The organism is Microvirga sp. VF16, assembly GCF_016864375.1.
Classification (GTDB): domain Bacteria; phylum Pseudomonadota; class Alphaproteobacteria; order Rhizobiales; family Beijerinckiaceae; genus Microvirga.
Window position 1 is genome coordinate 534,403 of the sequence record NZ_CP069354.1, and the last position, 24,535, is coordinate 558,937.

Genomic DNA, 24,535 nt, shown 5'->3' on the forward strand with positions numbered 1-24,535 from the left:
TTTCGTTGTTCAATCCCTCCAGGTCATCCCTGGGCCTGTCCCGGGAATCCACGTCTTATTCGGCACTGGCGTGAGACGTGGATGGCCGGAACAAGTCCGGCCATGACGGGAGAGGCGCGGAACGTTTAAGCAGGTCCCTTGCCCCGCACCCCCGCGCCCTCTATCGCTGAAGCCATGAGCATCCGCATCACGTCCCTCCAGCGCTATCCGGTCAAGGGCCTGTCGCCCGAGCCGCTGACGTCCGTCACTCTCACCAAGGGCGACTACTTTCCCGGCGACCGGCTGTTTGCCATCGAGAACGGGCCGGCCGGGTTCGATCCGGACAAGCCGCAGCATCAGCCCAAGATCAAGTTCCTGATGCTGATGAAGAACGAGAGCCTGGCGCGGCTGAAAACCCGCTATCTCGATTCGATCACCACGCTCTTCATCGAGCAGGGCGGGCGCGAGGTGGTTCGCGGCGATCTCTCGACACGGGAAGGGCGGCTTGCCATCGAAGCTTACTTCCGTCGCTTTATGCCGAAGGAACTGCGCGGCCCGCCGAAGGTGCTTTCAGCACCCGACGGCTTCCGCTTCACCGATTCCCGGCGCGGTTTCGTCTCGCTCATCAATCTGGCGAGCGTGCGTGAACTGGAGAATGTGGTCGGTGCGCCGGTCGATCCATTGCGCTTTCGCGGCAATATTCATATCGAGGGTCTGGCGCCGTGGGCCGAGTTCGACCTCGTCGGCCAGGTGCTGACCGCGCCCTCGGGCCTGCGTCTCAAAGTCACCAGTCGCATCACGCGCTGCGCCGCCACCAATGTGGATCCGGAGAGAGGCATCCGCGACCTGGAAATCCCGAAAAGCCTGATGAAAGCCTATGGCCATTTCGATTGCGGCATCTATGCCGAAGTGCTCGATGGCGGCGTGATCGAGACCGGCGACAGTCTCGATCGCGAGCAGGCGACGCTGGCGCTTGAGTGATCCATGCCGTCGAGGCCTACCCCGCGGCCTCGCCTACCTGCTGGGCGATTGCGTCCACGTTGTACGAAATCCTTGGTCTTGGTCAGCATCGGCAAAACCAATCCCGGCGAGCCGATCCCGTAGCCCAGGCGCAGCCCTGCGAGGGAGTAGCCCTTGCTCATCGTGCGAAGGAGCAGGACGTTGTCGCACTCCCGCGCCAGATTGGCGGTATCGTGCGCCATTCCCGGATCGACGAAGTCGACATAGGGTTGGTATCGGACATAGCGGCAGCCTTCTTGAACGGCGAAAGACTCAGCCGCCCGACGCGGCGGACCCGACGGAGCTTACCTCATTCTTCGCATCGGCCCGTTGCGGGGTTGCGAAACGGCCTTCCTCGGCCTTGTAGAAGTACTGGCTGGCGACCAGCATGCCCTTGAACGGACGGATCGTCGGCACGCAGCTCAGCAACAGAAACGGCAAGGTCGAGAGCAAGTGCACCCACAGACCCGGCTCGTAGGCCATCTCGATCCACACGCCGAATGCCGTTGCGGGAATGGCCATCGTCATCATGACGAAGAAGGCCGGACCGTCGGCCGGGTCAGCGAAGGAGAAGTCGAGGCCGCACGACTCGCAACGCGGGGCGAGCGTCAGGAAGCCGTTGAATAGGCGGCCTTTCCCGCATTTGGGGCAGCGGCACTTGAGGCCGTACTTGAGGACGGCGTCCTTGGCGGTCAGGGTCTTGGTCATCTCAGATCCTTCAGATCTAGGCCCGGTTTTCGGGGTCAGTTGTATATGTATGGATTGATTGTCCATACATTAGGCAATAATTTCGGTGCCCGAGCCGAGAAGATGCAACGGACCGGGTCGAGGTTTGCACCAGCCCACTTTGCACATTATGTATGTCGTGCATGAGCCATACATTTACAAGACAAGAAGGTCAAGGAAACGTGTTGTCCTGGTTGCCGCAGATCGAGAAGGAAAGCGGGCCGAAGTACCTGGCCATTGCGGAGGCTCTGCTGGCCGACGTGCAGTCCGGACGCCTCAAGCCCGGGTACCGCCTGCCGCCGCAGCGCCAGCTCGCGAAAGAACTCGGAGTGGACCTCACCACCGTCACCCGCGCCTTCAACGAGGCCCGCAGGATGGGGCTGATAGAGGCCAACACCGGACGGGGGAGCTACGTGCGGGGCAAGGCGCCGGAACAGGACAATGCCGGGCCCGCCGACTCCCCGATCATCGACTTGAGCATGAACATGCCACCGCAGCCATCGGCGGCGAGGCTGCGCGAGCGTATCCAGGAGGGAATTGCAGGTGTCCTTTCGTCTCCCCACGGACTCATGCACCTGCACTACCAGGAGAGCGTCGGCGCCGGGCCGGATCGCGCGGCAGCCGCCCGATGGCTCGGCGCACGCCTGGGTCCGGTCCCGGTCGATCGCCTCGTGGTGACATCAGGCGCCCAGACGGCGCTCTATGCCGTCGTGCGGGTTCTGGTTCAGGCGGGCGAGGCCATCGGCGTGCCGGATCTCACTTATCCGGGCCTGCGCGCGATCGCCGAGCAGCTCAAGGTACGGCTGGTGCCCGTAGCCATGGACCGGGAAGGGATCGACCCTGCCGCTCTGGAGGACGCATGCCGGCGTGAGAAGCTGAGAGCGGTCTACTGCGTCCCCACCGTCCACAATCCGACAACAGCGACCATGTCCACCCAGCGGCGCGAAGCTGTCGCCGAAGTGGCACGCCGCACCGGCATCGCGATTATCGAGGATGACGCCTACGGCGCACTGCCCCGCCAGGCTCCGGCACCGATCGCAGCGCTCGCGCCGGAGATCACTTGGCACATCGCCACCCTGTCGAAGTGCGTGACACCCACCCTAAGGACGGCCTACGTGGTTACACCCGGGTTTGCCGACACCCTGCGGCTCGCGGCAGAAATCCGGGCCATGTCCCTGATGATGCCGCCCCTCATGGCGGCCCTCGCCTCGAAATGGATCCTGGACGGCACGCTGGATGCCATCACGGCGGCCATTCGCGAGGAGAGTGCCGCCAGGCAGTCTATCGCACGCCGAACTCTGCAAGGCCTCGAATTCCAGGCTCACCCGGAAGGACATCATCTCTGGCTGACCCTGCCGGAGCGTTGGCGCCGGACCGACCTCAACCTCTATGCGCGGCAGTCGGGCCTTGCCCTGGTGCCAAGCGAGGCCTTCGCGGTCGGGCCTGCTCCGGAGGCCATTCGCGTCTCTCTTGGCGCGGCACAGAACCAAGCCGTGCTGGAACGCGGGCTCAACCTTCTGGCGACGGTCCTGTCGCATGGCCCCAGCGCTCTGTCCTCGATCGTGTGACCTGCTTAAAGCGCGGGTACTGTCGCGTCCTCAATCAGCGCGAGGGGATCGCGACGACGTAACAGCTAACTCGATCACCTGGTGGGGCGGACCCCGATGGAATGGATAAACGGGAGCCGTAAAGGTCGCCTAATGGCAGGGGGCGGAAGTACACCGAATGTCCGCTTACGCGGGAGCACCAGACATTCCAAAAAGTCGGCGAACTTCATGCCTGACCTATTGCGATCCTAAGATCTGGACGGCGAACGACCGCATAGGGAGCCGGTTTTTCGATTGAGCTTCGCGAACGACAGGGATGCGTCCCTGTCGTCCAAGTAAAGTTAGACGATGGACTGGACTGTCTCCTCCTCCAACATCGTCTCCCTTTACTTTCATCAGCGGATGGAGAGCACTCGATTTGATTGTGATGCCACGCCGAGGACAGGGTGGCATCACGCAAACTCACCTGTTGGTCAGCGACATGGCTGCATCGCCATAGCGCTTGCCGGCGAATTTTTCCGGCGCCAGCATGTCGCCGAGCGACTTCAGCTCCTCCGGTGAAAGCGTAATATCCGCAGCCGCGACGTTCTGCTCCAGATGCGCGATCTTCCGTGCACCGGGAATGGGCACGATGAAATCTCCCTGGTTGATGATCCAGGCAAGCGCGAGCTGTGCCGCTGTCACGCCCTTTTCCACCGCCATCTCCTCCAGCATTCTCACGAGTGAGGCGTTGGCGGCCATGTTCGCGGGACTGAAGCGGGGAAGCGTCCGTCGGAAATCCTCGGCGCCGAAATCCTCCGGCTTCTGGATCTTGCCCGTCAGAAAACCGCGGCCGAGCGGGCTGAACGGCACGAAGCCGATGCCGAGTTCACGACAGGTGTCGAGGATTTCGCCTTCCGGATCGCGGGTCCAGAGCGAGTATTCGCTCTGAAGAGCGGAAATCGGATGGATAGCGTGGGCCCGGCGGATGATGGCGGCTCCCGCCTCCGAAAGGCCGAGCGCGCGTACCTTGCCTTCCTTCACAAGATTCGCCATGGCGCCGACGGTATCCTCGATCGGTACCTGCGGGTCGATGCGGTGCTGGTAGAAAAGGTCGATCACCTCGACCCCGAGCCGCTTCAGCGACGCCTCGGCCACTTCGCGGACATGCTCCGGCCGACTGTCGACGCCAGACATGGCGTCCGCGCCCTTCTTGCTTATGTCGAGCCGGAAGCCGAACTTCGTGGCGATCACCACCTTGTCGCGGCAGGGCTTCAACGCCTTGCCGACCAGGATTTCGTTTTCGAATGGGCCATAGGCCTCAGCCGTGTCGAAGAAGGTGACGCCGAGCTCGACGGCCCGATGAAGCGTGCGGATGGACTCCTGTTCGTCCTGGCCACCATATGCGTGGCTCATGCCCATGCAACCGAGCCCAACGGCCGAAACGGTGAGGTGGGGACCGAGTTTGCGTGTCTTCACGGTTCATTCCTTTTGTTTAACGCCATAGATCCACCGGCAGACTGGCCAGCGATGCCCAGTTCTGTCCGGCCGTGGGTCTCCCGCATTGCAGGGACGGGCTTTCTGTTGGGGTGGCATTGCCCAAAGCTGTCAGCGCGGCGATCGTTGCAGTCTCGCGGCCGCGTAGATTGAGGTCCGGTCGGCTGTCGATGTCGCCGAAAGGAAACTCGAACAGATAGGTTGCAAAGTCGGGTGCCATGTCTGCCAGGGCCGCGATCACATTGTTGCTGCCGGCTTCGCCGTCAATTTCAGCGAGCATGCGCCGGCCGCGCGCGAGCCGGCTTTCGTCGGTGCTCTGGAGGTGCCGGGTCATATTCCTTTCTCCTCATCGTTGTGGCGGTGTAGCCGGCGATCTTGTTGTCGAGGAGGAGAAGGCAATCCGACAGTTCGGCCAGGCGGGCACGCACACGTTCGCGATGCTGTTCCAGCAGCTCACGGCGTTCCGCTTCCGTGTCGACGCCGCGCTCCCGCAAGGCTGCGTAGCGCAGCATCTCCCGGATCGGCATGGCGGTCATCTTCAAACGGCCGAGGAATTCGATCCAGATCAGGATTGATGCGTCGTAGTCACGCTGACCCGATTGATCCCTGTCGGCATATGGAAGCAGCCCGATCCGTTCATAGTAACGGATGGTGTGGGCTGACAACCCCGAGCACTTCGCCAGTTCCCCGATCTTCATGGATGCTCTCTTTCGCCCCGATGCTTCCAAGGCTAGGGGTTGGAGCGCACTCTAAGTCAAGGGGCAAAATGGCTTCGCCAGTGCCGCAATAGAGGCGACGGTTGTGCGTCGTCCGTGGGTCGATAGCAGAAGGACCGCAATCCGAGCCAAAAGGCGGCTCTTGGGGTCCCCGGACCAAAGAGCTTGGCCGGCTTTGGTGCTTCAAAGCCGATGTTTGTTGCGCGGCCTGAATGTCTGACCCATTGCAGAACTTCAGCTTGCGCGGCCTAGCAATTGTCGTAGGTCAGGAATTCGTTGGATGTTTCTTCGAATGGCCGTGCTTCCTATCTCTCGATCAGGGCCTCAGCCGAAAGTTCAGGATTCAAGACCCGCGGCAGAGATGCGCGGTGCGCTCTCTGCAGGGCGAACGCCACACCACGATGCCGCGAACAATGCGATCGCCTTCGTCACACGCCGCAAGGAAGGAAGGGATACACGCTCGTCGATGGCGTGGATGTTCTCCGCAATGGGCCCGTAGACCAGAGAGGGAATACTCGCGTGGACGGAATAGACGGCAGCATCCAGGTAGCACGCCATGACATAGGTCTGTATTGGCGAACCATCAGGTGCATTGGCAGCAGCGTGAGCCTCGGCTAGGACGGCCTCGGCTTCGGACCCGGGATCAAGGGTATAGCCTGCATGTACGACACCGACCCACTCCACAACGGGCCCCGGGCAGCGCTGCACCAACGGATCATCGGCCGCCACCACAGCGACAAAGGCCCCGAATTCCTTCACGCGCTCCTGCGGGTCATCGCCAGGATAAAAGCCGATGCGACCCTCGAAGCGGCAGCATGATGGAACAGATGCGATCCACTCGCCGCCATTGATCGTCCCAATGGTCAGAGCTGCAGGATTGTCGACCTCGTCGAAGAATGGCCTTGTCGGTCGCTCCTCATTCCAGCGTGCCTCGAGCTTACGCAAGTGATCGATGAGCCGCATCGCCGCTTCAAGTGCGCTCACACCTCCACTGACTTCGCGTGGGTGAGCAGGAGTGCCCTGAACCGTGATGGCAAATTTGATCACGCCGGAGTTTGCCCGAACGAGCTTCTCGTCGGTCGGTTCCGGAATCAGAACCGCGTCGGCAATCTTTCCACTGGCCACAGCCATCGCGGCTCCGTTCCCAGTGATCTCCTCCTCTACGACAGAGTGGATCTGGACGGGGGCCGTCAGTTCAAGTCCTGCAGCCCTGATCGCATCGAGAGCAAAGATCGCCGCAGACAGCCCCGCCTTCATGTCTCCGGAGCCACGGCCATACAACCACTCGCCATGCCGCGTCGGCTCGAAGGGCGGATACTGCCAACGTTCTGGATCGCCTGTGGGCACGATATCGACATGGGCGTTCAGGATGAGGGATCGCCCATCGATCATTGGCGGGTTGTGAACTCCGATGACATTCCAGGATTTGTCATAGCTAACCGTCGCCGGGGAGAAAGCCGGATGCTGTCCTATCAGAGCTGGATCGATCGATTGGCGATCAACCTGATATCCGCGCTCCAAAAGCGCCCTTTCGACAAGTTCCTGTACCTCGGCTTCCTGCCCCCGAAGCGAGACGCAACGGATCAGGTCTGACAGAAAGTCAAGCTGGGTTTCAAAGGCCGTGTCGACAGCGGCGAGTATGCGATCCCGGTCGGCTTCGGAAAGGGGACGTATCGATGAGAATTCGGTCTTGGGAGCTGCAGTCGTCAATGCGGGAGCCTTTGGTAGGAAGCCGAGAACCGGATTGACCGAAGACGCCGGATGACTTCATCGGTTGTGAGAATCCAGAGATGACTTCGCGTTCGTGGGATCAGTTCAAACGCATCGTCCGGCACGACCCTAAGAGCCGCACGATGCGCCAGCCGCTCAGGAGCGGTGGTCCTCCACCAGGGTGTGGGCCGGCGTATAGGGAAGCCCTTGTGCCTCCGCAACAGGCTGGCAGGTGATCTTGCCATCGAACACGTTCAGGCCGGCAAGCAAGTGCGGATCCTGTGACAGCGCCATACGCCAGCCTTTGTCCGCGAGAGCCAGCACAAACGGCAGCGTTGCATTGTTGAGGGCCAAGGTGGACGTCCGGGCCACCGCGCCTGGCATATTGGCGACGCAATAGTGAACGACATCATCCACCACATAGGTCGGCTCGGAATGCGTGGTTGGGCGGGAAGTCTCGAAGCAGCCTCCCTGGTCAATGGCAACGTCCACGACGACAGAGCCCTTCTTCATGGTGCGTAAAACCTCGCGGCTCACCAGCTTCGGAGCGGCGGCGCCGGGAATGAGCACCGCGCCGATCATGAGATCGGCCTCCCTGGCAAGCTCCGCAATCGCCGCGCGCGTGGAATAAACCGTGGAGATCGCGTTGCCGAATTGGCTCGAGAGGCGCCTCAAGGCCTCCGGCGATCGGTCGACAACCGTCACCTGCGCGCCCATGCCGACGGCAATCGTGGTTGCGTGAGTGCCCGACACGCCTCCACCCAGGATCACCACGGAAGCAGCCGGCACGCCCGGAACACCACCCAGCAGAATGCCGCGTCCGCCCTGCGCCTTTTCAAGAGCGTGGGCCCCCACCTGTGGCGCGAGTCTTCCCGCGACCTCGGACATCGGCGTCAGAAGGGGCAGGGCGCCCGAGGGCGAGGTGACCGTCTCGTAGGCGATGCAGATAGCCCTCGACTCCATGAGATCCCGGGTCTGCTCCGGGTCGGGCGCAAGGTGCAGGTAGGTAAACAGGATCTGCCCTGGCCGCAGGCGCTTGCGCTCTTGAGCCAGAGGCTCCTTGACCTTCACCACCATCTCGGCGTTCGAAAAGATCGCGTCTGGACCGTCGACGATTTCGGCTCCGGCGAGTCCGTAATCCTCATCGGTGAAGCCTGAGCCGAGGCCCGCTCCGGACTGCACCATGACGCGATGACCATGAAGGGTCAGTTCGTGAACGGACGAGGGGATCAGCCCCACGCGAGCTTCGTTGTCCTTGATTTCTGACGGCACCCCGATCAGCATGTGAGCGTCTCCCAGATGTTCCCGACCTTGTATCGTTGTCGGTGATGGCTTGAATAACAGGCAGGCTTGTTCACCTGCCCGTCAAGGGAGAAAGCGTCAAAGAGTTGACGTCACGGCTTCCACGGCATCCTTCGTAGCTGCCACGATGGTGTCGGCCTCGTCCCGTGTCAGACAGAGCGGCGGAGCAAAGCCGAGGATATCGCCCTGCGGCATGGCGCGACCGATGACGCCCCGCTCGAGCAGGGCTGCTGTGATGCGCGGGCCGACCTTCTCGGAGACATCGAAGAACACCCGGTCGTCCCGGTCGCGCACGAACTCGACGGCTGCCATCAGGCCTTCGCCGCGCACCTCGCCCACGAAGCGGTTGCCGCCCACGGCATCGGTCAGGGCTTTCTTGAAGTAGGTGCCGACCTCGCCCGCATTGGCCACGAGATCGAGCTCGTCCACCACCTCGAGATTGGCGACGCCTGCCGCCGCGCAAAGCGGGTGAGACGAATAGGTCCAGCCATGGCCAATGGGGCCGTATGTGTCGGAGCCCTGCTCCAGGATGCGCCAGAGCTTTTCCGACACGATGACACCGGAAAGCGGGGCGTAAGCCGAGGTCAGGCCCTTGGCGATGGTGATCAGGTCCGGCTTCATGCCGTAGTGATCGGAGCCAAACATGGTGCCGAGACGGCCGAAGCCGGTGATAACCTCGTCGGCGATGAGCAGGATATCGTATTTCTGCAGCACCGGCTGGATCTTGTCCCAATAGCCCTTCGGCGGCGGCACGATGCCGCCGGTGCCGAGCACCGGCTCGCCGATGAAGGCCGCGATGGTTTCCGGCCCCTCGGCCAGAATCATCTCCTCGAGCTTGTCGGCGCAGAACTGCGAGAACTGCTCCTCGCTCATGGAGCGGTCGGGGCGGCGGAAGTAATACGGCGCTTCCGTGTGCAGGATCGGCGGACGGGGAAGATCGAAGAGGTTGTGGAAGGCGGCGAGGCCCGTGAGACTGCCGCTCATGAGACCCGAACCGTGATAGCCGCGCCAGCGCGAGATGATCTTCTTCTTCTCCGGGCGCCCGAGCACGTTGTTGATGTACCAGACGAGCTTGAGGTTGGTCTCGTTGGCGTCCGAGCCGGAGAGGCCGAAGAACACCCGGCTCATACCCTTCGGAGCCCGGTCGATGATCATCTTGGCAAGACGGATCGACGGCTCCGAGCCGTGGCCCACATAGGCGTGGTAATAGGGCAGGGCGGCGGCCTGCGCCGCGATGGCATCGGTGATCTTGGTGCGGCCGTAGCCGACATTCACGCAATAGAGGCCCGCAAAGGCGTCGAGGCTGCGCTTGCCCTGACGGTCGACGATATATATGCCCTCCGCGCCCGTGATGATGCGGTTCGGCGTTTCGCCGCGCGCATGCTGGGCCATATGGGTGGAGGGATGAAAGAAGTGATCCCGGTCCCAGGCGTTGAGTTGGTTATCGAGAGTCTGGTTCTCTTCGAGCATGGGGAACTCCGGATCAGTTGATGTCGAGGCAGAGGTATTTGAGGTCTGTAAAAGCTTCGAGGCCGTGGCGCGAGCCTTCGCGGCCGATGCCGGACTGCTTCATGCCGCCGAACGGAATGGGCGCACCGGTGATCTTCACCCGGTTGACCGCCACCATGCCGTATTCGAGGGCGCGGCCGAGCCTTAGGCCTCGCGCACCGTTCTCGGTCACGACATAGGCCACGAGACCGTACTCGGTCGCATTGGCCCGGGCCACCACTTCCTCCTCCGTATCGAAGGGGGTCACGGCGGCAATCGGCGCAAAGGTCTCCTCGCTCATGATGAGGGCGTCGTCCGGCACATCGGCCAGCAGGGTCGGCATCACGTAGAGCGGTCCGGCAGGGGCTGCGTCCCCGGCCACGCGGCGGGCACCCAGCGCCAAGGCATCGTCGATCTGGGCGTGAGCCTTCGAGACGGCATTGGCATGCATCAGCGGCCCGATCTCCGTGTCGGCCTCGAGACCCGGGCCGACCTTCAGACCGGCGATCCGCTTGCCGTACGCCTCGCAGAAAGCATTGTAGATCGAGCGCTGGACGTAAATGCGGTTGGCCGCCAGGCAATCCTGGCCGGAGGTGGCGAACTTGGCCGCCATGGCGATCTCGACGGCCTTGTCGATGTTCGCATCATCGAAGACCAGCAGGGGCGCATGACCGCCCAGTTCCATGACAAGCCGTTTCATGGTTCCGGCGCAGCGGGCCGCGATCCTGCGGCCGATCGCGGTCGAACCCGTGAAGCTGACGACCCGCACGCGCTCGTCGTCGCAGAACCGGTTGGCGATGGGCTCAGCGTCTCCGGTCACGATGTTGAAGACGCCCGCTGGCAGGCCTGCACGCTCCGCCAGTTCCGCCAGAGCAAGCGCCGAGAGCGGGGTGTAGGAAGACGGATGCGCCACCACGGTGCAACCGGCGGCGAGGGCCGCAGCCGCCTTGCGAGTCAGCATGGCCGACGGGAAGTTCCAGGGCGTCAGCAGGGCCGCGACGCCGAGAGCCTCCCGGCGCACCAGCATCTCGGTGCCGGGCAGGTGGCTCGTGACGCTCTCCACATTCAGGCGCCTGGCCTCTTCGGCGTACCATTCCACGAAGGAGGCGGCGTAAGAGATCTCGCCGAGCGACTCGGCGAGGGGCTTGCCCTGTTCCAGGGTCATGATAAGGGCGAGATCCTCGCGGGCCTCCAGGATGAGATCGTGCCAGGCACGCAGGCGTGCCGAGCGCTCCTGAGGCAGAAGGGCCTTCCAGGCTGGCAATGCGCGAGCGGCGGCATCGACCGCCTGGGACGCTTCCTTGGCGCCCAGGCGGGACACGTGGGCGACGGTCAGGCCCGAGGCCGGATCGCGCACCTCGAAACGGGCATCGGCTTCCGCTCCGACCCAGCGACCGTCGATATAGGCCATTTCGCGCAGGATGCGCGGATCCCGCAGGCGGCTAAGGGCAGGGTGGGTGTCGGGCTTGGCCGGTAGGGACGAGGTGATGTGCGTGATCGCATTCATGCGGCGCTCTCCTGAAAACCAATGGCGAGACACTAGCCGCTCAGGCGGCGAGACACTTTCGGTTCTTGGCGAGGGAGGCAGAGAAAGTCTCGGTTTTGACGGGCTGCAACCGAGACTTTCCTGGGTCAGCCGTTCAGCACCGAACTCAGGAATTCGCGCGTACGCGGTTGTTCAGGATTGCTGAAGAAGCGATCGGGCTCGCCCTGTTCCACGATGCGGCCTTTATCGAAGAAGCAGACCCGGTCGGAGACCTCGCGGGCGAAGCGCATTTCATGGGTGACGAGAAGCATGGTCAGGTCGTGTTCATGGGCGAGACCGCGAATGACGCCCAGCACCTCGCCAACGAGCTGCGGATCGAGCGCCGAGGTCGGCTCATCGAAGAGGAGAACGCGGGGCCGCATGGCCAACGCCCGCGCGATGGCCACGCGCTGCTGCTGGCCGCCGGAGAGCTGGCTCGGATAATGGTCCTTCTTGTCCAGGAGCCCCACCATGCGAAGCAGCTCAATGGCACGGCCTTCCGCCTCGTCGCGCTTCATCTTCAGCACCGCGACCGGCGCTTCCACGATGTTGCGCAGCACCGTCATATGCGGGAACAGATTGAAGCTCTGGAACACCATGCCGACATTGCTGCGGATCCTGTGCAGGTGCTTATCGCTGGCCTTGAATGCACCGCGTCCATGCTTCTCGTGATAGCTGATGCCGGCAAGTTCCAGGTCTCCCTCCTGAAACGGTTCCAGGGTCATCAGGATGCGCAGAACGGTGGACTTGCCGGAACCGGACGGCCCGATCAACGTCACCTTCTCGCCCTGGCGGACATCGAAATTGAAGTTGTCCAGAACAGTGAGTGCGCCGAACCGTTTGGTGACGTTCTTGAAGCGGATGATAGGCGTCATCGCAGGGGAATCCCGCTTTTGGGCAGAGCTCTTTCCACCAGGTGGATGAGAGCCGAGCAGATGAGAGTCATGGGGAGGAAGATAAGGCCGACCATGGAGAGCGGCACGAGATAATCGAAGGTCCGCTCGCCGATCATGTTGGCGAGGCCGAGCATGTCGAGCACCGTCACCACGGAGAGAACCGGCGTTTCCTTCAGCATGGACACGAGGTAGTTGCCGAGCGCCGGGACGATGCGCGGGATCATTTGCGGCACAACGATGTCCTTGTAGGTCTGAAGCCGCGTGAGGTTCAACGCCGTTGCTGCCTCCCACTGGCCGCGCTGGATGGCATTGATGCCGCCGCGATAGACCTCGGACGTGTAGGCCGAATATTGCAGGCCCAGCGCCAGCGCGCCTGTCATGAAGGCGGGCAGGACGATGCCGAAATCGGGCAGGACGTAGTAGAGGAAGAAGAGCTGGACCAGAAGCGGCGTGTCACGGACGAACTCCGTAAAGCAGGCGACCGTCCAGGAGATCGCCTTGTAGCGGCTGCGCCGCAACAGGGCCAGGACAAGGCCGAGGACCAGCGCGATGGCATAGCCCAGCGCCGCTGCCTGAAGCGTCACGAGAAGGCCGATCCCCAGGATCGGCAGGATCGAGAGGGCGAAGGACAGCGTCGTCGTCGTGTCCCATTCATAGCCGTACATCATGAATGGGCACTCCGGGGAAAGGCTGGGCCGCGCCGGAGCTTCATCTCGATGAACCGCATGATGAACATGAGGCAGAGCGCGATGATGAAATAGCCCAGCAGGGTCATGGTGTAGACCGTGGCACTGTCCAGGGTGATGTTGCGCAGGGACTGGGCCTGGAATGTCAGGTCGGCGATGGAAATGAGCGACACGAGAGCCGTGTCCTTGAGATTCTGCACCGCCAGATTGCCGAAGGCCGGCATCATCTCGATGATCGCCTGCGGCATGGAGATGTGCCAGAGCGTGTAGGATTTGCTGAAATTCAGCGCACGTGCCGCCTCATGCTGCTGCGGTGGCACCGCAAGCAGAGCGCCGCGCACCACCTCGGCTCCGAACGCTCCTGTCAGGAGCGAGAGAACCATGATGCCAGTAGTGATCGGGTCGAAGGAAATGCCGATCAGGGGCAAGGCGTAGTAGAACCAGAAGAGCTGCACGAGGAGCGGAGTGCCCCGGAACAGCACGATATAGACAAAGGCAATGCCGGAGATGATAGGGTTGCTCGATGTGCGGGCGATGCCTGCTGCGAAAGCCAGGACTACGCCGAGCATGATCGAGGCGAGCGAAATCATCACGGTGATCTGCGCGCCCTTGAGCAGGGGCACGAGATATTGCGACCAGGTCATCGTCGATCCCTTCTTGACGGTGTTCCGCCCGGCCGGAGATGCAAGTTCCGGGCCGGGCGGTTCGAAGGATGCGGCGGACTACTTGCCGGCGCAGAGGTCGGCGACGTTCTTGGCCATGGCGGCCTTGATGCTCTCCTCGCTCAGGCCGTAGGACGTGAGGATCTTCTTGTAGTCTTCCGTCTTGCGGAACTCGACCAGCGCGGCATTGTAGGCGTCGCGAAGGTCCTTGTCCTCGGGACGGAACGCAAAGCCGCCGTAGTTACGCACCGGCTTGCCGTTCACGATCGGGTCGGTGAAGGGCCTGACCTGTTCCACATTCGTGCCGCCCTCGGCGAGCTTGGAGACGGTCAGCTCGGTGGCCGCATAGGCGTCGGCGCGAGTCTGGACCGTGGAAAGTGCGTCCGCATTGGCCTGGATGATGACGATCTGGTTCTCCTTCACGCCGACGGCGCGGAGAAAGTCGATGTTGTTGGCACCCGATACCACGGCCACCTTCAGGGACGGATCCTTGGCGATATCCGCATAGGTGGTCAGCTTCTTCGGGTTGCCCTTCTTCACCAGCAGGCCTTCGCCGTAGCTGGAGTTCGGCTCCGTGAAGGAGACCTGCTTGCAGCGCTCGGGCGAAATGTTCTGCTCGGCGGCCGCAAAAGCGAAGCGGCGTGCCTTGAGTCCGGGAATGAGAGTGCCGAAGGGCGTCACGGTCCAGTTGACCTCGTTGATGCCCATCTTCTTGAGCACGGCGATCGCCACATCCGGGCCGATGCCGGCGGCGGTGCCGTCTTCCTTCATGTAGCCATAGGGCACCTCGTTGGCCGTCGCGCCCTGGATGTAGCCGTTGCTCTTCACCTCATCGAGAGTGAGGGCTTGAGCGGCGCCGATGCCCGCCACGAGAGCGAGAGCGGCGATGCCGGAAAGGATGGTCTTCTTCATCTGGTTTTCTCCTCTGGGTCTATGGATCCGCGTGCCGGTTGATCCGGCTTACAGCGTTGTCGCTGGCGGTGTTTCAAGTGTGGTCAGTCCTCCACCGTGGCGATCACCGCGAGGCAGTCGCCGGTTTTCACGAGGCCCGGGAAGTGCCGGGCGGCGAGCACGCCATCGAGAGCGGCGCGATATTCCATCGGCGCCTGTCCGGTGCGGCCCACCGGATGGATGCGCGCGATCACGTCGCCCTTGCGCACCGGATCGCCCAGATCCACGATAGGCTCCACGAGGCCGTCATCCTCCGCGAAGCGGAAGCAATCGGCGGACGGCATGTCGAGCCAGCGTGTGGGCTGCGTCTCCGGTGCGCCGGAGACGATCCCGGCATGCTTGAGCACGTTCAGGGTGCCCCGCTTGGCAATTCGCACCGTCTTGGCCGATGCGGTGCCGCCGCCCGAAAGTTCGGTCGTCACGAACACCTTGCCCATTGCTTCGGCAGCCGTGTCGTACATGCCAACGGCATCGATCTCGATCATTCGCATCGAATAGGGAGCCGCGAAGGCCGCGACCGCATCGAAGCAGCGTTTTTCCTGGTCCTTGTTCGGCAGCTCATGGGCGGCTGCATAGGGCAGGAAGTCGAGAGTGCGTCCGCCGGAATGGAAATCGAGCACGATGTCGGCCAGCGGCAGCAATGTGCGCTGGAAGTAGTCGGCGATCTTTTCCGTCACCGTGCCATCCGGTCGGCCCGGAAAGCTGCGGTTGAGGTTGCCCCGGTCGATAGGAGACGTGCGGGTCCCGGCGCGGAAGGCCGGATAGTTCATGGCCGGCACGATGATGACCCGACCCCGAACCTGATCGGTCGTCAGCGTGCGGGCGAGATCGAAGAGGGCGATAGGCCCCTCGTATTCGTCGCCATGGTTCGCGCCGGTGAGAAGGGCCGTCGGCCCTTCGCCACGCTTCACCACCGTGATCGGGATCATCACCGAGCCCCAGGCCGAGTCGTCCCGGCTGTAGGGCAGACGCAGGAAGCCGTGTTGCACGCCATCCGCATCGAAATCGACGCTGGCCGCGATGGGGGAGGGGCGCTGGATGGTGTCCATCATTTCACGAACAGCTTGCGCGGCACGTTGGACAGACACTCGACGCCCCTGTCGGTGATGACGATGCTCTCGGTAATCTCCAGGCCCATGTTCTCGAGCCAGAGACCTGTCATGAAGTGGAACGTCATGCCGGGCCGAAGCTCGGTCTTGTCGCCGGGGCGTAGGCTCATCGTACGTTCGCCCCAATCCGGCGGGTAGCTCAGACCGATGGGATAGCCCGTGCGGTTATCTTTGACGATGCCGTAGCGCTTGAGCACGGCGAAGAACGCGTTGGCGATGTCCTCACAGGCATTGCCGGGCTTGGCGGCTGCAAGGCCTTCCTCCATACCCTCCAGCACTGCCTTCTCGGCGTCGAGGAACGCCTGAGTGGGCTTGCCGAGGAACACCGTGCGAGACAGGGGGCAGTGATAGCGCTTGTAGCAGCCGGCGATCTCGAAGAACGTGCCTTCGCCGCTGCGCATGGGCTTGTCGTCCCAGGTCAGATGGGGAGCCGACGCTTCCTCGCCCGAGGGAAGGAGCGGTACGATGGCGGCGTAGTCGCCGCCGTAATTGTCGACGCCGCGTAGGCTGGCATCGTAGATCTCGGCCACGAGGTCGTTCTTGCGGATGCCGGGCTCGACCTTCTCAAGGATGCGCTGGTGCATCTTCTCCACGATGCGCCCGGCGATCTTCATGTACTCGATTTCCTGCGGGCTCTTGACGGCACGCTGCCAGTTCACGAGCGATAGGGAATCCTTGAACTTCGCATTCGGCAGATGCTTCGCCAATGACGCGTAGGCAGCCGCCGAGAAATAGTAGTTGTCCATCTCGACCGCGATTGTGCCCTTGTTCCAGCCGCGCTCGGCGATGATGCCGGACAAATGGTCCATCGGGTGGCGTTCCGTGGACTGCACGTAATGGTCCGGGTAGCCGATGATGTTGTCGTGGGACAGATAGGCCGTACGCTTTGCGCCATTGGCGTCCTGGCCGCGTCCGTACCAGATCGGCTCGCCGTCCGGCGGTACGAGCACGCATTGGTGGACGTAGAAGGACCAGCCGTCATAACCCGTCAGCCAGTGCATGTTGGACGGGTCGGTAACGATCAGAAGGTCGATCCCGGCTTTCTCCATGGCCTTGCGCGTCTTGGCGAGGCGCTCGGCGTATTCCGCTCGGCTGAAATTGAGATTGGGCGCGCTCAAGGCGTTTCTCCGGTTGGTTTTAGCGTATCGATGGCCTTGCCCGCACCGGCTTCCGCAGCACGGCGGCGGGTGAGAGTGGCGATGGCCGTGTCCTGCACGCCGGTACCCGTGAGGTCACACCGGGTGATGGCGTCCGGGCGCTCCCGGCCTGCCGCCTGTCCGGCGACGATCTGGCCAAGTTCGGGGAAAACCTTGTCGGCGGGCATCAGGCCGAGGCGGATGGCGTGGTGCAACTCGCCGAGGCGGCGCGTCTGTGCGAGGCTGTCTGCCACATAGATTGTGTGGGCGATCAGGGCTGGGTCGATTTCGTTCTTGTTCTCGGAATCCGAGCCCATGGCCGTGATGTGCTGACCGGGCCGGACCCACTCGGCCTTCAGGATCGGCTGCTCGGCAGGCGTCGTCGTGACGATGATGTCCGCGTTGCGACAGGCGGCCTCAGGCGAGGAAGATCGTTCCACCGGGATGCCCAGCGTTGCGGATGCGTCCCGCGCGGCGGCCTCAGCCTTGGCAGGGTCGCGAGCCCAGATCATGGCGCGGCGGATCGGGCGCACGAGAGTCAGCGCCTGCAATTGCAGGCGCGCCTGGATGCCTGCGCCAAAGATGGCGGCGCTTTCGGAATCCTGCCGCGACAGATACTTCGCAGCGACGGCTCCGGCGGCGGCGGTGCGCACATCCGTGAGATAGCCGTTGTCGAGCAGCAGCGCCTCCACGAGGCCGGTCTTCGTGCTGAGCAGCATCATGAGACCATTGACGCTCGGCAGGCCGATCTTCGGGTTGTCGAAGAACCCGGGGCTGACCTTGATAGCGAAACCGTCGAGGCCCGGCACATAGGCGCTCTTCACGTCGACCTCGCCCCGGTTCTCCACGATGTCGAGACGCAGGATCGGTGGCATGACGACAGGCTTGGTGGCGAGCGCCAGGAAGGCATCCTCAACGCAGGCGACCGCGCTGTCGTCGAGGGTGACGATCCTGCGCAGATCGGGTTCGGTGAGAATGACCATCTTGGCCATCAGGAATCTCCCGCCGTCGCGAGCCCATCCGCGCCCGTGAGGCTGCGATGGCGGGCTTCGTCGATATTGCGGCCCGAAAGCACGGCAACGACTGGACCGTTCAAGGGCACTTTGCGAGCGATCAGCGCAGCGATGCCGACCGCGCCGGCGCCTTCGACCACCTCGCCCTCTTCGGCATGGGCGTGGCAGATGCCTGCCGCAATCTCGTCCTCGGTCAGCAGGATCGTGCCGTCCAGAAGGTCGCGGCACATGGGAAACGTGTAGCGGTTGGCAAGGCCGATGCCGCCGCCGAGGGAATCCGCCAGCGTCTCGAATTCCTCGACGGCCACCGGCTGCCCCGCCCGCAGGCTCGCCTCCATGGCGGCTCCTCGCTCCATCGACACGCCTATCACGCGGGCGCTGGGCAATTCGGCCTTGATTGCCGCAGCAACGCCGGACGCGAGGCCGCCGCCCGAGAGGGGCACGAGGATCAACTCGGCTTGCGGGCAATCCTCCGCAATCTCCAGGCCCATGGTGCCCTGACCGGCAATGACGTCTGGATGGTCGAATGGCGGGATGGCCGTCAGGCCCTCCTCGCGCACCAGCCGATCGACCTCGTCCTGGGCGTCGTCCTGGGAGCGGCCCACGATATGAACCTCCGCGCCAAGTGCCCGCACGGCCTCGACCTTGTTCGAGGGCACGAGGGCTGACATGCACACGACCGCCCGCACACCTTCCGCCTTGGCCGCATGGGCGAGGGCACGTCCGTGGTTGCCGGTGGACGCAGTGACGAGACCCCGTGCACGCGCCTCATTCCCAAGCAATAAAACTGCATTGGTGGCGCCCCGGAGCTTGAAGCTGCCGGTGGTTTGGTGGCTTTCGAGCTTGAGGAAGACTGGAACGCCGCAGTGCCTTGAGAGGCTGGGAGACTCGACCAAAGGCGTTCGCCGGACATGACCGGAAATCCGGTTGGCGGCTGCCGTGATGCTATCGAGGCCGACCAAGCTCATGCGCAGCGGCCCTGGCAGGCTGCGCCCGTACCGACGCGGCAAGTTTCATGACTTCGATAATGCGTGCGGCTCGACTGCATCGTCACCCCTTGCCGGCTGACATTTTGCCAGGACAAAGCGATGGTGTGATGCGTCAATTTTCATGTCAATCATTATATTGTCATGAAACAATCCTGGCCCGGTTCACCCGATGCCTTGTTCAGGAGGCTGCAGTTTATGCAATGGAACTCGTATCGAAGACTGGCGGCAACTGTTCAAAGGTCTCTGCAATCGTCCGCAGCGAGCGGCTCAGGGTGGCGTGGGAAAGACGACCGCCGATACAGATGCGGATGCCGCCCGTGCTGTCTGCCGCTGCTTTGAAGGGATCAGCCGGGGTCACGGCGATGTTCTTCTGAGCCAGCATCCGCACGAGTCCTTCTTCCGTCCAGCGAGGCGGCACTTTCAGCCAAGCGCAAAGAGACAAGGGATGAGTCCGGGCGATGTGCGCTCCGAGGATCTCCGACACCATGGCTTGGCGCGCCCGCACCTCCCGGCGTTGCAGGTCGATCAGGTTCAGGGCCGTGCCGTCTTCGATCCACAGGGTTGCGATCTCGGCAGGAAGATTCGTGGCGCTCCAACTCGTCACGCGCATGATGCTTGCGACGCGAATCGAGTATTGCGGCGGCACCACGAGATATCCGACACGCAGTCCCGTCAGGACCGATTTCGTGAAGCTGGTGACGAAGAAGCCGAGGTCGGGCAACAATTCGGTAAAGGATGGAAGCGGAGTCTCCAGCAGCGGCTTATAGACTTCGTCCTCCACGACATAGATGCCGTAGCGACGGGCAATCTCCGCGATGGCGCGCCGCCGCTCGGCGCCCATCACATGGCTGGTCGGATTACCCAGCGAGGGGATGAGCACCAGAGCGGTCACCCCGCCGGCAGCGCAGGCCTCCTCGAAGGCTTCCACGAGAATGCCTTCGTGGTCGGTTGGGACGCCGCGCAGGGTAAAGCCCAGGACATTGGCAAGGCCGATGATGCCATGGTCCGTCAGATTCTCCGTGAGAACGATCTCGCCAGGCTGGACGATGGCTGCGACCGCCAGAAACAGGCCGTGGGCGGCGCCGTTCGTGATCAGGATGCGATCCGTCGCCGCCTCCGCATCAAGACCTCTCAACCAGACCTGTGCCGCCGCCCGGTGGCGCTCCAGCCCCGCAATGGGCCTGCAGGGGCGCATGAAGGCGCTGTTGTCGCTCTGGGCAAGACGCCTCATGACGGCGCGGGACGCGTCTTCGTGCGCTTCGGTGTAGACCGCCCGGATAATGGAGAGATCGACGGTCTCGCCAGGATCCCGATCAAGCATGAAGCGGTCGGCCTTCTCCGTAACCCGACTGCGGACGAAGGTGCCTCGGCCGACCTCTCCACGCAGATAGCCGCGCCGCTCGGCCTCCCGATAGCTGAGGCTCACTGTCTGCACGGACACTCCGAGCTGCCGGGCAAGGTCCCGGTGCGTCGGCATGCGCGCATGCGCCGGCAGGATATCCGCGTCTATATCCGCGATGATCCGTTCGGTCAGAAGCTTGTGCTTCGTGACCCCCTTCCGCTTGGTCAGTGTGGGGCGCCAGTCCGCAATCCGCGTTTCCTCGGGTTGGATAAAGGCGTCTTGGTCATCAAGGGGGCGAGGCAGCTCGCGCATGGGATTGTCTCGAACGATTGAAATGGATAAAGCCTTACATTGTGCTGGAACTTCGAGATAGCCATGAAACTCGACAAAATTGACTTGAAGATCCTTGCCGCGCTCCAGAGGGACGGCCGGATGACCAAAATTCGGCTCGCCGAGGCTGTCAATCTGTCTCCCACGGCATGTTGGGAGCGCCTGAGCCGCCTTGAGAAGAGTGGAGTGATTACCGGCTATACGGTGCGCATCAATTCGAACAAATTGGCCCGCCGAACCGCCGTCCTCGTAGAAATCATGCTGAAAAGCCATCAGCAGTCCGATTTCGACCGCTTCGAGGAGGCAATTCTCAAGGAACCTGCGATCATCTCCTGTGACGCGACCGGCGGCGGTGTCGATTATATTCTCAAGATCGTATCCGAAGACATCGATGCCTATCAGAGGTTGATCGATAAGCTGTTGCGGCTTGATCTTGGGATCGAGCGGTATTTCACGTACGTGATAACGAAGAACGTGAAGACCGCCGACCCGCTCCCGAGTCTTACAATCGAAAATGCTATCTGACTGGGTTCAGGAACGAACTTGGCGAGGACGTTCGAGGGGCTGTTGCATTGATCTTGGCGGCCTAGGACAGGAGGCTAGCCAAGGGGTTGCCCGGTTGTCTCTGTTTAAGCGCCGCCGCTTTCCAGTCGAGATCACTCTGTTGTGCGTCCGCCGTTACTGCAAGTACGGGATCAGCTACTGCGATCTCGCCGAGATGATTTAGGTGCGGGGCGTCGAGATCGACCCATCCACGATCTTTCGGTGGGTGCAGCGCTACGCTCCGAAGATGGCGAAGCGGATCCGTTCATACCAAGGTCATCGCTTTGCCCCCTAGTCCTTGTTTCGGGCTGCCGACAAGCATGGCCAGCTGGTTGACTTCATGCTGTCCGATTTGGAACGTAGGCTGCATGGGCTCGTCCTCGAAGCCGGGGCAGGATTGGCATCGCGTCGCAACCCGACACGCAGCGTCCTTTTTCCTGGATCATGCTTGCACGTCCGAAGAACTCCGCCAGATACTCAGTCGGGAAGGGTCTGACGGCCGAAAAGCGGAAGGATCGGATGGCTGCGATATATACCGACTTGGAGGGCAAGGTGGTCCTCGTCACCGGCGGCGGTTCCGGCATCGGCGAAGCAATCGTTCGCCGCTTCGCCGAGCAGAAATGCAGGGTTGCCTTCATCGATATTGCCCGTGACGGATCGGAGCGGCTCGTCCGCGAGTTGACGGATCAAGGCCTCGACGTGCATTTCGAATATGCCGACCTGACCGACATCGGAGCCCTGCGCGCCGCGATCGGCCGGATCAGGAATGGACTGGGTGCCATTCAGATCCTCATCAACAATGCCGCTCACGACGAGCGCCATCCCACGCCGGAGGTTACGCCCGAGTACTGGGACGACCGCATTGCCGTAAACCTCAAGCATCAGTTCTTCGCTGCCCAGGCCGTCCTGCCGGATATGCAGGCCGCGAACAGCGGCGCCATCATCAATTTTGGGTCGGTCTCCTGGATGGCGGGCCAAGGCGGCATGGCCGCTTACACGGCGGCCAAATCCGCTGTCCTTGGGCTCACCCGCTCGCTCGCCCGCGACTACGGTTCCTACAATATTCGCGTGAACGCCATCGCGCCGGGCTGGATCATGACGCAACGCCAGATCGAAAAATGGCTGACGCCCGAAGGCGAGCGAGAATTGATGCAGCGTCAGTGCCTGAAGCGGAAGCTCGTCCCGGACGAGATCGCAAGGTTCACGGTCTTCCTTGCCTCCGACGAAGCCTCGGCCTGCACCAACCAGCAATATATCGTCGATGGCGGCTGGGTCTGACCGATATCTGTGAAGCCCCCCACACGCCGCATCGCATCAACGGTCGGTGCCCGCGGAGGTGACGGCAGGCCGATCCTCCTTCTCTGAGCGGGCGCACCGTTCGGCGCGACCCTTCGGTTCTGTAGGATGCGCTAGGAGCATTCTCTGCCTCCGGCGCAAGGGAAACGGCGTGGCCGAAATCTTTGGGAATTAAGTATTAGAGAACTAAGCTATATCCTGTCGTGCCATGGGCCGCTGACGAAAGGGCTTTACCGTTCCCAACAGAACTGCAATCCTCCCCTGAAGAGATGCCGAGAAGGCAGCCCGGTTCGCGTTGAGAACCGATCGAGGGAGGATGCATGGCGCTCCTCGAGCTTCAGGGTATTGCCAAGCATTTCGGTGCCATCGAGGCATTGAAAGGCATCGATCTCTCCGTCGATGCCGGCGAGGTGGTTGGCCTCATGGGCGACAACGGCGCCGGCAAATCCACTCTCGTGCGGGTTATTGCCGGGAATTTCCGCCCCTCCGAGGGCGAGATTCGGATACAGGGTCAGGTCAAGCACTTCCATAAACCGGTCGATGCCCGTGCCGAGGGCATCGAGGTCGTGTATCAGGACCTCGCCCTGTGCGACAATCTCACGGCCGCCGCCAACGTTTTCCTCGGCCGGGAGTTGAAGCGCCAGATCGGGCCGCTCAAGATCCTCGATTATCCGGCCATGTATGCCCGCGTCGCCGGGCTGTTCAAAGAGCTGAAATCGGAGACGCGCCCCCGCGATCTGGTCAAGCAGATGTCGGGTGGCCAGCGCCAAGCCGTGGCCATCGCACGCACGCGCCTGTCGGACGCGCGCATCGTGCTCATGGACGAGCCGACGGCGGCGATCAGCGTGCGGCAGGTGGCCGAGGTGCTCGATCTGATTCGGCGTCTGAGGGACAAAGGCATCGCCGTCATGCTGATCAGCCATCGCATGCCGGACGTGTTCGCCGTGTGCGATCGTATCGCTGTCATCCGCAGAGGCACGAAGGTCGCAGACAAACCTGTCGACAAAACCTCTCCTGAGGAGGTCACCGGCCTCATCACAGGAGCCATTCACGCAGTATAACCCCGAGGACCTATGACGACCGTTCCCACTCGCCCCCTCCAGAGCAGCGTCGCGATTGAGGATATTACGGGCCTCAAGGAACGGAGCCTTGGTCAAAGGCTGCTCTCAAGCCAGCCCTTCTGGGTTACGATCGCTCTGGTCATCATCTGTGCCGTCATGGCGTGGGATCAGCCCGATGCTTTTGCCACGTCCGACAACTTCTTCAACATCACTCGCAATTTCGCCTTCATCGGTATCATGGCCGTCGGCATGACGGCCGTGATCCTCACTGGCGGCATCGATCTATCCGTCGGCTCTTTGATGGGTCTCGTGGGCGTGGTCTGCGGTCTCATCCTCCAGGCCGAGTATCACTGGGCTGTTGCGATCCTGGCAGGACTTCTCACAGGCGCGGCCGCAGGAGCGGTGAACGGATTTCTCGTCGCCTATGTCGGGCTTCCAGCCTTCGTCGTCACACTGGGCATGCTCTCGGCAGCCAGATCTCTCGCAATCGTTTTGTCCGAGAACAGGATGATCTATGAATTCGGGCCATGGGGAGAGACGTTCAACGCTATCGGGGGTGACTCGATTCTCGGCATCGCCAATCCCGTCTGGGTGTTGGCGATCCTGGCACTCATCTTTGGCTTTATTTTCAACTTCACGGCCTGGGGCAACTATCTCTACGCCATTGGCAGCAATGAGGATGCCGCCCGTCTGACCGGCGTTCCGGTCCGGCGCGTGAAGCTGCAGGCCTACATCGTCTCGGGCCTTACGGCAGCGCTCGCATCCGTCCTGATCGTCGGCTGGCAGGGTTCGGCCATCAACGCTCTTGGACAAGGCTATGAACTGCGCGTCATTGCATCGACCGTCATCGGCGGGGCCGATCTCATGGGCGGTCAGGGTGGCGCTTACGGCGCCGTTATCGGTGCGGCACTGATCGAAGTCATTCGCAACTCTCTTCTCATGGCAGGCGTCGATGCCAACTGGCAGGGCGCCTTTGTCGGCCTCTTCATCGTGTTGGCGGTTCTGCTCCAGCGGATCCGCGGCAAACGTTCGGCTTGAGCACAATGCCGGGCG

23 protein-coding genes and 2 pseudogenes are annotated in these 24,535 nt (G+C 62.5%); 7 read left to right on the forward strand and 18 right to left on the reverse strand.

Annotated elements, in window-relative coordinates:
• Nucleotides 1-162 precede the first annotated feature (162 nt).
• Entirely contained in the window at nucleotides 163-960 is a 798-nt protein-coding gene (locus tag JO965_RS02600) for an MOSC domain-containing protein (RefSeq protein ID WP_203444034.1), read from the forward strand.
• Here JO965_RS02600 and JO965_RS49250 read toward each other — a convergent pair.
• A complete protein-coding gene (locus JO965_RS49250; RefSeq protein WP_203442166.1) occupies nucleotides 879-1,181 on the reverse strand; it encodes an aminotransferase class I/II-fold pyridoxal phosphate-dependent enzyme in 303 nt (100 codons plus the stop codon). The genes JO965_RS02600 and JO965_RS49250 overlap by 82 nt on opposite strands.
• 70 nt (nucleotides 1,182-1,251) lie before the next feature.
• Nucleotides 1,252-1,686, reverse strand: coding sequence for a DUF983 domain-containing protein (locus JO965_RS02610; protein WP_203442167.1), 435 nt, complete (start codon nucleotides 1,684-1,686; stop codon nucleotides 1,252-1,254).
• A 200-nt stretch (nucleotides 1,687-1,886) separates the two neighbouring features.
• Between JO965_RS02610 and JO965_RS02615 the strand changes: the two genes are divergently transcribed.
• The gene (locus JO965_RS02615) at nucleotides 1,887-3,272 is read left to right on the forward strand and encodes a PLP-dependent aminotransferase family protein (RefSeq protein WP_246776723.1); all 1,386 of its coding nucleotides are present in this window, start codon (nucleotides 1,887-1,889) and stop codon (nucleotides 3,270-3,272) included.
• Nucleotides 3,273-3,713: 441 nt separating this feature from the next.
• Here the strand turns inward: JO965_RS02615 and JO965_RS02620 are convergent, their stop codons facing one another.
• The 16 genes and pseudogenes from JO965_RS02620 to JO965_RS02695 all read right to left on the reverse strand — a co-directional run bounded on the left by JO965_RS02620 (nucleotide 3,714) and on the right by JO965_RS02695 (nucleotide 20,564).
• Complete coding sequence (locus JO965_RS02620; protein ID WP_203442169.1) at nucleotides 3,714-4,709, reverse strand: aldo/keto reductase; 996 nt, start codon at nucleotides 4,707-4,709, stop codon at nucleotides 3,714-3,716.
• Between the two features lie 79 nt (nucleotides 4,710-4,788).
• A pseudogene (locus JO965_RS02625) lies at nucleotides 4,789-5,061 on the reverse strand (carboxymuconolactone decarboxylase family protein); the annotation flags it as partial.
• On the reverse strand, nucleotides 4,997-5,425 hold the full coding sequence (locus JO965_RS02630; protein ID WP_203442170.1) for a MerR family transcriptional regulator: 429 nt from the start codon (nucleotides 5,423-5,425) through the stop codon (nucleotides 4,997-4,999). The gene JO965_RS02630 and the pseudogene JO965_RS02625, both read right to left, overlap by 65 nt.
• A 354-nt stretch (nucleotides 5,426-5,779) precedes the next feature.
• Nucleotides 5,780-7,153, reverse strand: a complete 1,374-nt coding sequence (locus JO965_RS02635; RefSeq protein ID WP_246776724.1) for an ArgE/DapE family deacylase — start codon at nucleotides 7,151-7,153, stop codon at nucleotides 5,780-5,782.
• Between the two features lie 156 nt (nucleotides 7,154-7,309).
• Nucleotides 7,310-8,437 carry an alanine dehydrogenase gene (gene ald, locus JO965_RS02640; RefSeq protein WP_203442171.1) on the reverse strand — a complete coding sequence of 376 codons (1,128 nt, stop codon included), beginning with the start codon at nucleotides 8,435-8,437 and terminating at the stop codon, nucleotides 7,310-7,312.
• A gap of 96 nt (nucleotides 8,438-8,533) precedes the next feature.
• Nucleotides 8,534-9,925: an aspartate aminotransferase family protein gene (locus JO965_RS02645; protein WP_203442172.1), complete on the reverse strand. Its 1,392-nt coding sequence runs from the start codon at nucleotides 9,923-9,925 to the stop codon at nucleotides 8,534-8,536.
• Between the two features lie 13 nt (nucleotides 9,926-9,938).
• Entirely contained in the window at nucleotides 9,939-11,450 is a 1,512-nt protein-coding gene (locus JO965_RS02650) for an NAD-dependent succinate-semialdehyde dehydrogenase (RefSeq protein WP_203442173.1), read from the reverse strand.
• 125 nt (nucleotides 11,451-11,575) lie between these two features.
• Nucleotides 11,576-12,343: an ectoine/hydroxyectoine ABC transporter ATP-binding protein EhuA gene (gene ehuA / locus JO965_RS02655; protein WP_203442174.1), complete on the reverse strand. Its 768-nt coding sequence runs from the start codon at nucleotides 12,341-12,343 to the stop codon at nucleotides 11,576-11,578.
• A complete protein-coding gene (ehuD, locus tag JO965_RS02660; RefSeq protein WP_203442175.1) occupies nucleotides 12,340-13,032 on the reverse strand; it encodes an ectoine/hydroxyectoine ABC transporter permease subunit EhuD in 693 nt (230 codons plus the stop codon). The genes ehuA and ehuD overlap by 4 nt, the downstream gene beginning before the upstream one ends.
• On the reverse strand, nucleotides 13,029-13,694 hold the full coding sequence (gene ehuC / locus JO965_RS02665) for an ectoine/hydroxyectoine ABC transporter permease subunit EhuC (RefSeq protein ID WP_203442176.1): 666 nt from the start codon (nucleotides 13,692-13,694) through the stop codon (nucleotides 13,029-13,031). Before ehuC ends, ehuD begins: the two co-directional genes overlap by 4 nt.
• A 78-nt stretch (nucleotides 13,695-13,772) precedes the next feature.
• A complete protein-coding gene (ehuB, locus tag JO965_RS02670) occupies nucleotides 13,773-14,624 on the reverse strand; it encodes an ectoine/hydroxyectoine ABC transporter substrate-binding protein EhuB (RefSeq protein WP_203442177.1) in 852 nt (283 codons plus the stop codon).
• 83 nt (nucleotides 14,625-14,707) lie between these two features.
• Nucleotides 14,708-15,715 carry a N(2)-acetyl-L-2,4-diaminobutanoate deacetylase DoeB gene (doeB, locus tag JO965_RS02675; RefSeq protein WP_203444036.1) on the reverse strand — a complete coding sequence of 336 codons (1,008 nt, stop codon included), beginning with the start codon at nucleotides 15,713-15,715 and terminating at the stop codon, nucleotides 14,708-14,710.
• Nucleotides 15,712-16,890 (reverse strand): ectoine hydrolase DoeA, encoded by a 1,179-nt coding sequence (gene doeA, locus JO965_RS02680; protein ID WP_203442178.1) that lies wholly within the window; start codon nucleotides 16,888-16,890, stop codon nucleotides 15,712-15,714. The genes doeB and doeA overlap by 4 nt, the downstream gene beginning before the upstream one ends.
• Entirely contained in the window at nucleotides 16,887-17,900 is a 1,014-nt protein-coding gene (gene eutC / locus JO965_RS02685; RefSeq protein ID WP_203442179.1) for an ectoine utilization protein EutC, read from the reverse strand. Before eutC ends, doeA begins: the two co-directional genes overlap by 4 nt.
• Nucleotides 17,900-18,889, reverse strand: a complete 990-nt coding sequence (gene eutB / locus JO965_RS02690; RefSeq protein ID WP_203442180.1) for a hydroxyectoine utilization dehydratase EutB — start codon at nucleotides 18,887-18,889, stop codon at nucleotides 17,900-17,902. Before eutB ends, eutC begins: the two co-directional genes overlap by 1 nt.
• A gap of 214 nt (nucleotides 18,890-19,103) precedes the next feature.
• The gene (locus JO965_RS02695) at nucleotides 19,104-20,564 is read right to left on the reverse strand and encodes a PLP-dependent aminotransferase family protein (protein WP_203442181.1); all 1,461 of its coding nucleotides are present in this window, start codon (nucleotides 20,562-20,564) and stop codon (nucleotides 19,104-19,106) included.
• A gap of 63 nt (nucleotides 20,565-20,627) precedes the next feature.
• Between JO965_RS02695 and JO965_RS02700 the strand changes: the two genes are divergently transcribed.
• From JO965_RS02700 to JO965_RS02715, 5 genes and pseudogenes are all read left to right on the forward strand, one after another.
• Complete coding sequence (locus tag JO965_RS02700; RefSeq protein WP_203442182.1) at nucleotides 20,628-21,107, forward strand: Lrp/AsnC family transcriptional regulator; 480 nt, start codon at nucleotides 20,628-20,630, stop codon at nucleotides 21,105-21,107.
• Between the two features lie 94 nt (nucleotides 21,108-21,201).
• Nucleotides 21,202-21,396: pseudogene (locus tag JO965_RS49255) on the forward strand (IS6 family transposase); the annotation flags it as partial.
• A gap of 248 nt (nucleotides 21,397-21,644) precedes the next feature.
• Entirely contained in the window at nucleotides 21,645-22,403 is a 759-nt protein-coding gene (locus tag JO965_RS02705) for an SDR family NAD(P)-dependent oxidoreductase (protein ID WP_203442183.1), read from the forward strand.
• A gap of 338 nt (nucleotides 22,404-22,741) precedes the next feature.
• Nucleotides 22,742-23,482, forward strand: a complete 741-nt coding sequence (locus tag JO965_RS02710; protein ID WP_203442184.1) for an ATP-binding cassette domain-containing protein — start codon at nucleotides 22,742-22,744, stop codon at nucleotides 23,480-23,482.
• 12 nt (nucleotides 23,483-23,494) lie between these two features.
• Nucleotides 23,495-24,520, forward strand: coding sequence for an ABC transporter permease (locus tag JO965_RS02715; protein WP_203442185.1), 1,026 nt, complete (start codon nucleotides 23,495-23,497; stop codon nucleotides 24,518-24,520).
• The last annotated feature ends 15 nt before the right edge of the window (nucleotides 24,521-24,535 follow it).

Excerpts from the sequence above, each read along its gene's own strand:
- JO965_RS02610 (WP_203442167.1), bottom strand. The coding sequence starts at position 1,686 with ATGACCAAGACCCTGACCGCCAAGGACGCCGTCCTCAAGTACGGCCTC.
- JO965_RS02695 (WP_203442181.1), bottom strand. The coding sequence starts at position 20,564 with ATGCGCGAGCTGCCTCGCCCCCTTGATGACCAAGACGCCTTTATCCAA.
- JO965_RS02705 (WP_203442183.1), top strand. The coding sequence starts at position 21,645 with ATGGCTGCGATATATACCGACTTGGAGGGCAAGGTGGTCCTCGTCACC.
- ehuC (WP_203442176.1), bottom strand. The coding sequence starts at position 13,694 with ATGACCTGGTCGCAATATCTCGTGCCCCTGCTCAAGGGCGCGCAGATC.
- JO965_RS49250 (WP_203442166.1), bottom strand. The coding sequence starts at position 1,181 with ATGGCGCACGATACCGCCAATCTGGCGCGGGAGTGCGACAACGTCCTG.
- JO965_RS02630 (WP_203442170.1), bottom strand. The coding sequence starts at position 5,425 with ATGAAGATCGGGGAACTGGCGAAGTGCTCGGGGTTGTCAGCCCACACC.
- doeB (WP_203444036.1), bottom strand. The coding sequence starts at position 15,715 with ATGATGGACACCATCCAGCGCCCCTCCCCCATCGCGGCCAGCGTCGAT.
- JO965_RS02715 (WP_203442185.1), top strand. The coding sequence starts at position 23,495 with ATGACGACCGTTCCCACTCGCCCCCTCCAGAGCAGCGTCGCGATTGAG.
- ehuB (WP_203442177.1), bottom strand. The coding sequence starts at position 14,624 with ATGAAGAAGACCATCCTTTCCGGCATCGCCGCTCTCGCTCTCGTGGCG.
- eutC (WP_203442179.1), bottom strand. The coding sequence starts at position 17,900 with ATGGCCAAGATGGTCATTCTCACCGAACCCGATCTGCGCAGGATCGTC.
- JO965_RS02650 (WP_203442173.1), bottom strand. The coding sequence starts at position 11,450 with ATGAATGCGATCACGCACATCACCTCGTCCCTACCGGCCAAGCCCGAC.
- ehuA (WP_203442174.1), bottom strand. The coding sequence starts at position 12,343 with ATGACGCCTATCATCCGCTTCAAGAACGTCACCAAACGGTTCGGCGCA.
- JO965_RS02700 (WP_203442182.1), top strand. The coding sequence starts at position 20,628 with ATGAAACTCGACAAAATTGACTTGAAGATCCTTGCCGCGCTCCAGAGG.
- eutB (WP_203442180.1), bottom strand. The coding sequence starts at position 18,889 with ATGAGCTTGGTCGGCCTCGATAGCATCACGGCAGCCGCCAACCGGATT.
- ehuD (WP_203442175.1), bottom strand. The coding sequence starts at position 13,032 with ATGATGTACGGCTATGAATGGGACACGACGACGACGCTGTCCTTCGCC.
- JO965_RS02645 (WP_203442172.1), bottom strand. The coding sequence starts at position 9,925 with ATGCTCGAAGAGAACCAGACTCTCGATAACCAACTCAACGCCTGGGAC.
- JO965_RS02710 (WP_203442184.1), top strand. The coding sequence starts at position 22,742 with ATGGCGCTCCTCGAGCTTCAGGGTATTGCCAAGCATTTCGGTGCCATC.
- ald (WP_203442171.1), bottom strand. The coding sequence starts at position 8,437 with ATGCTGATCGGGGTGCCGTCAGAAATCAAGGACAACGAAGCTCGCGTG.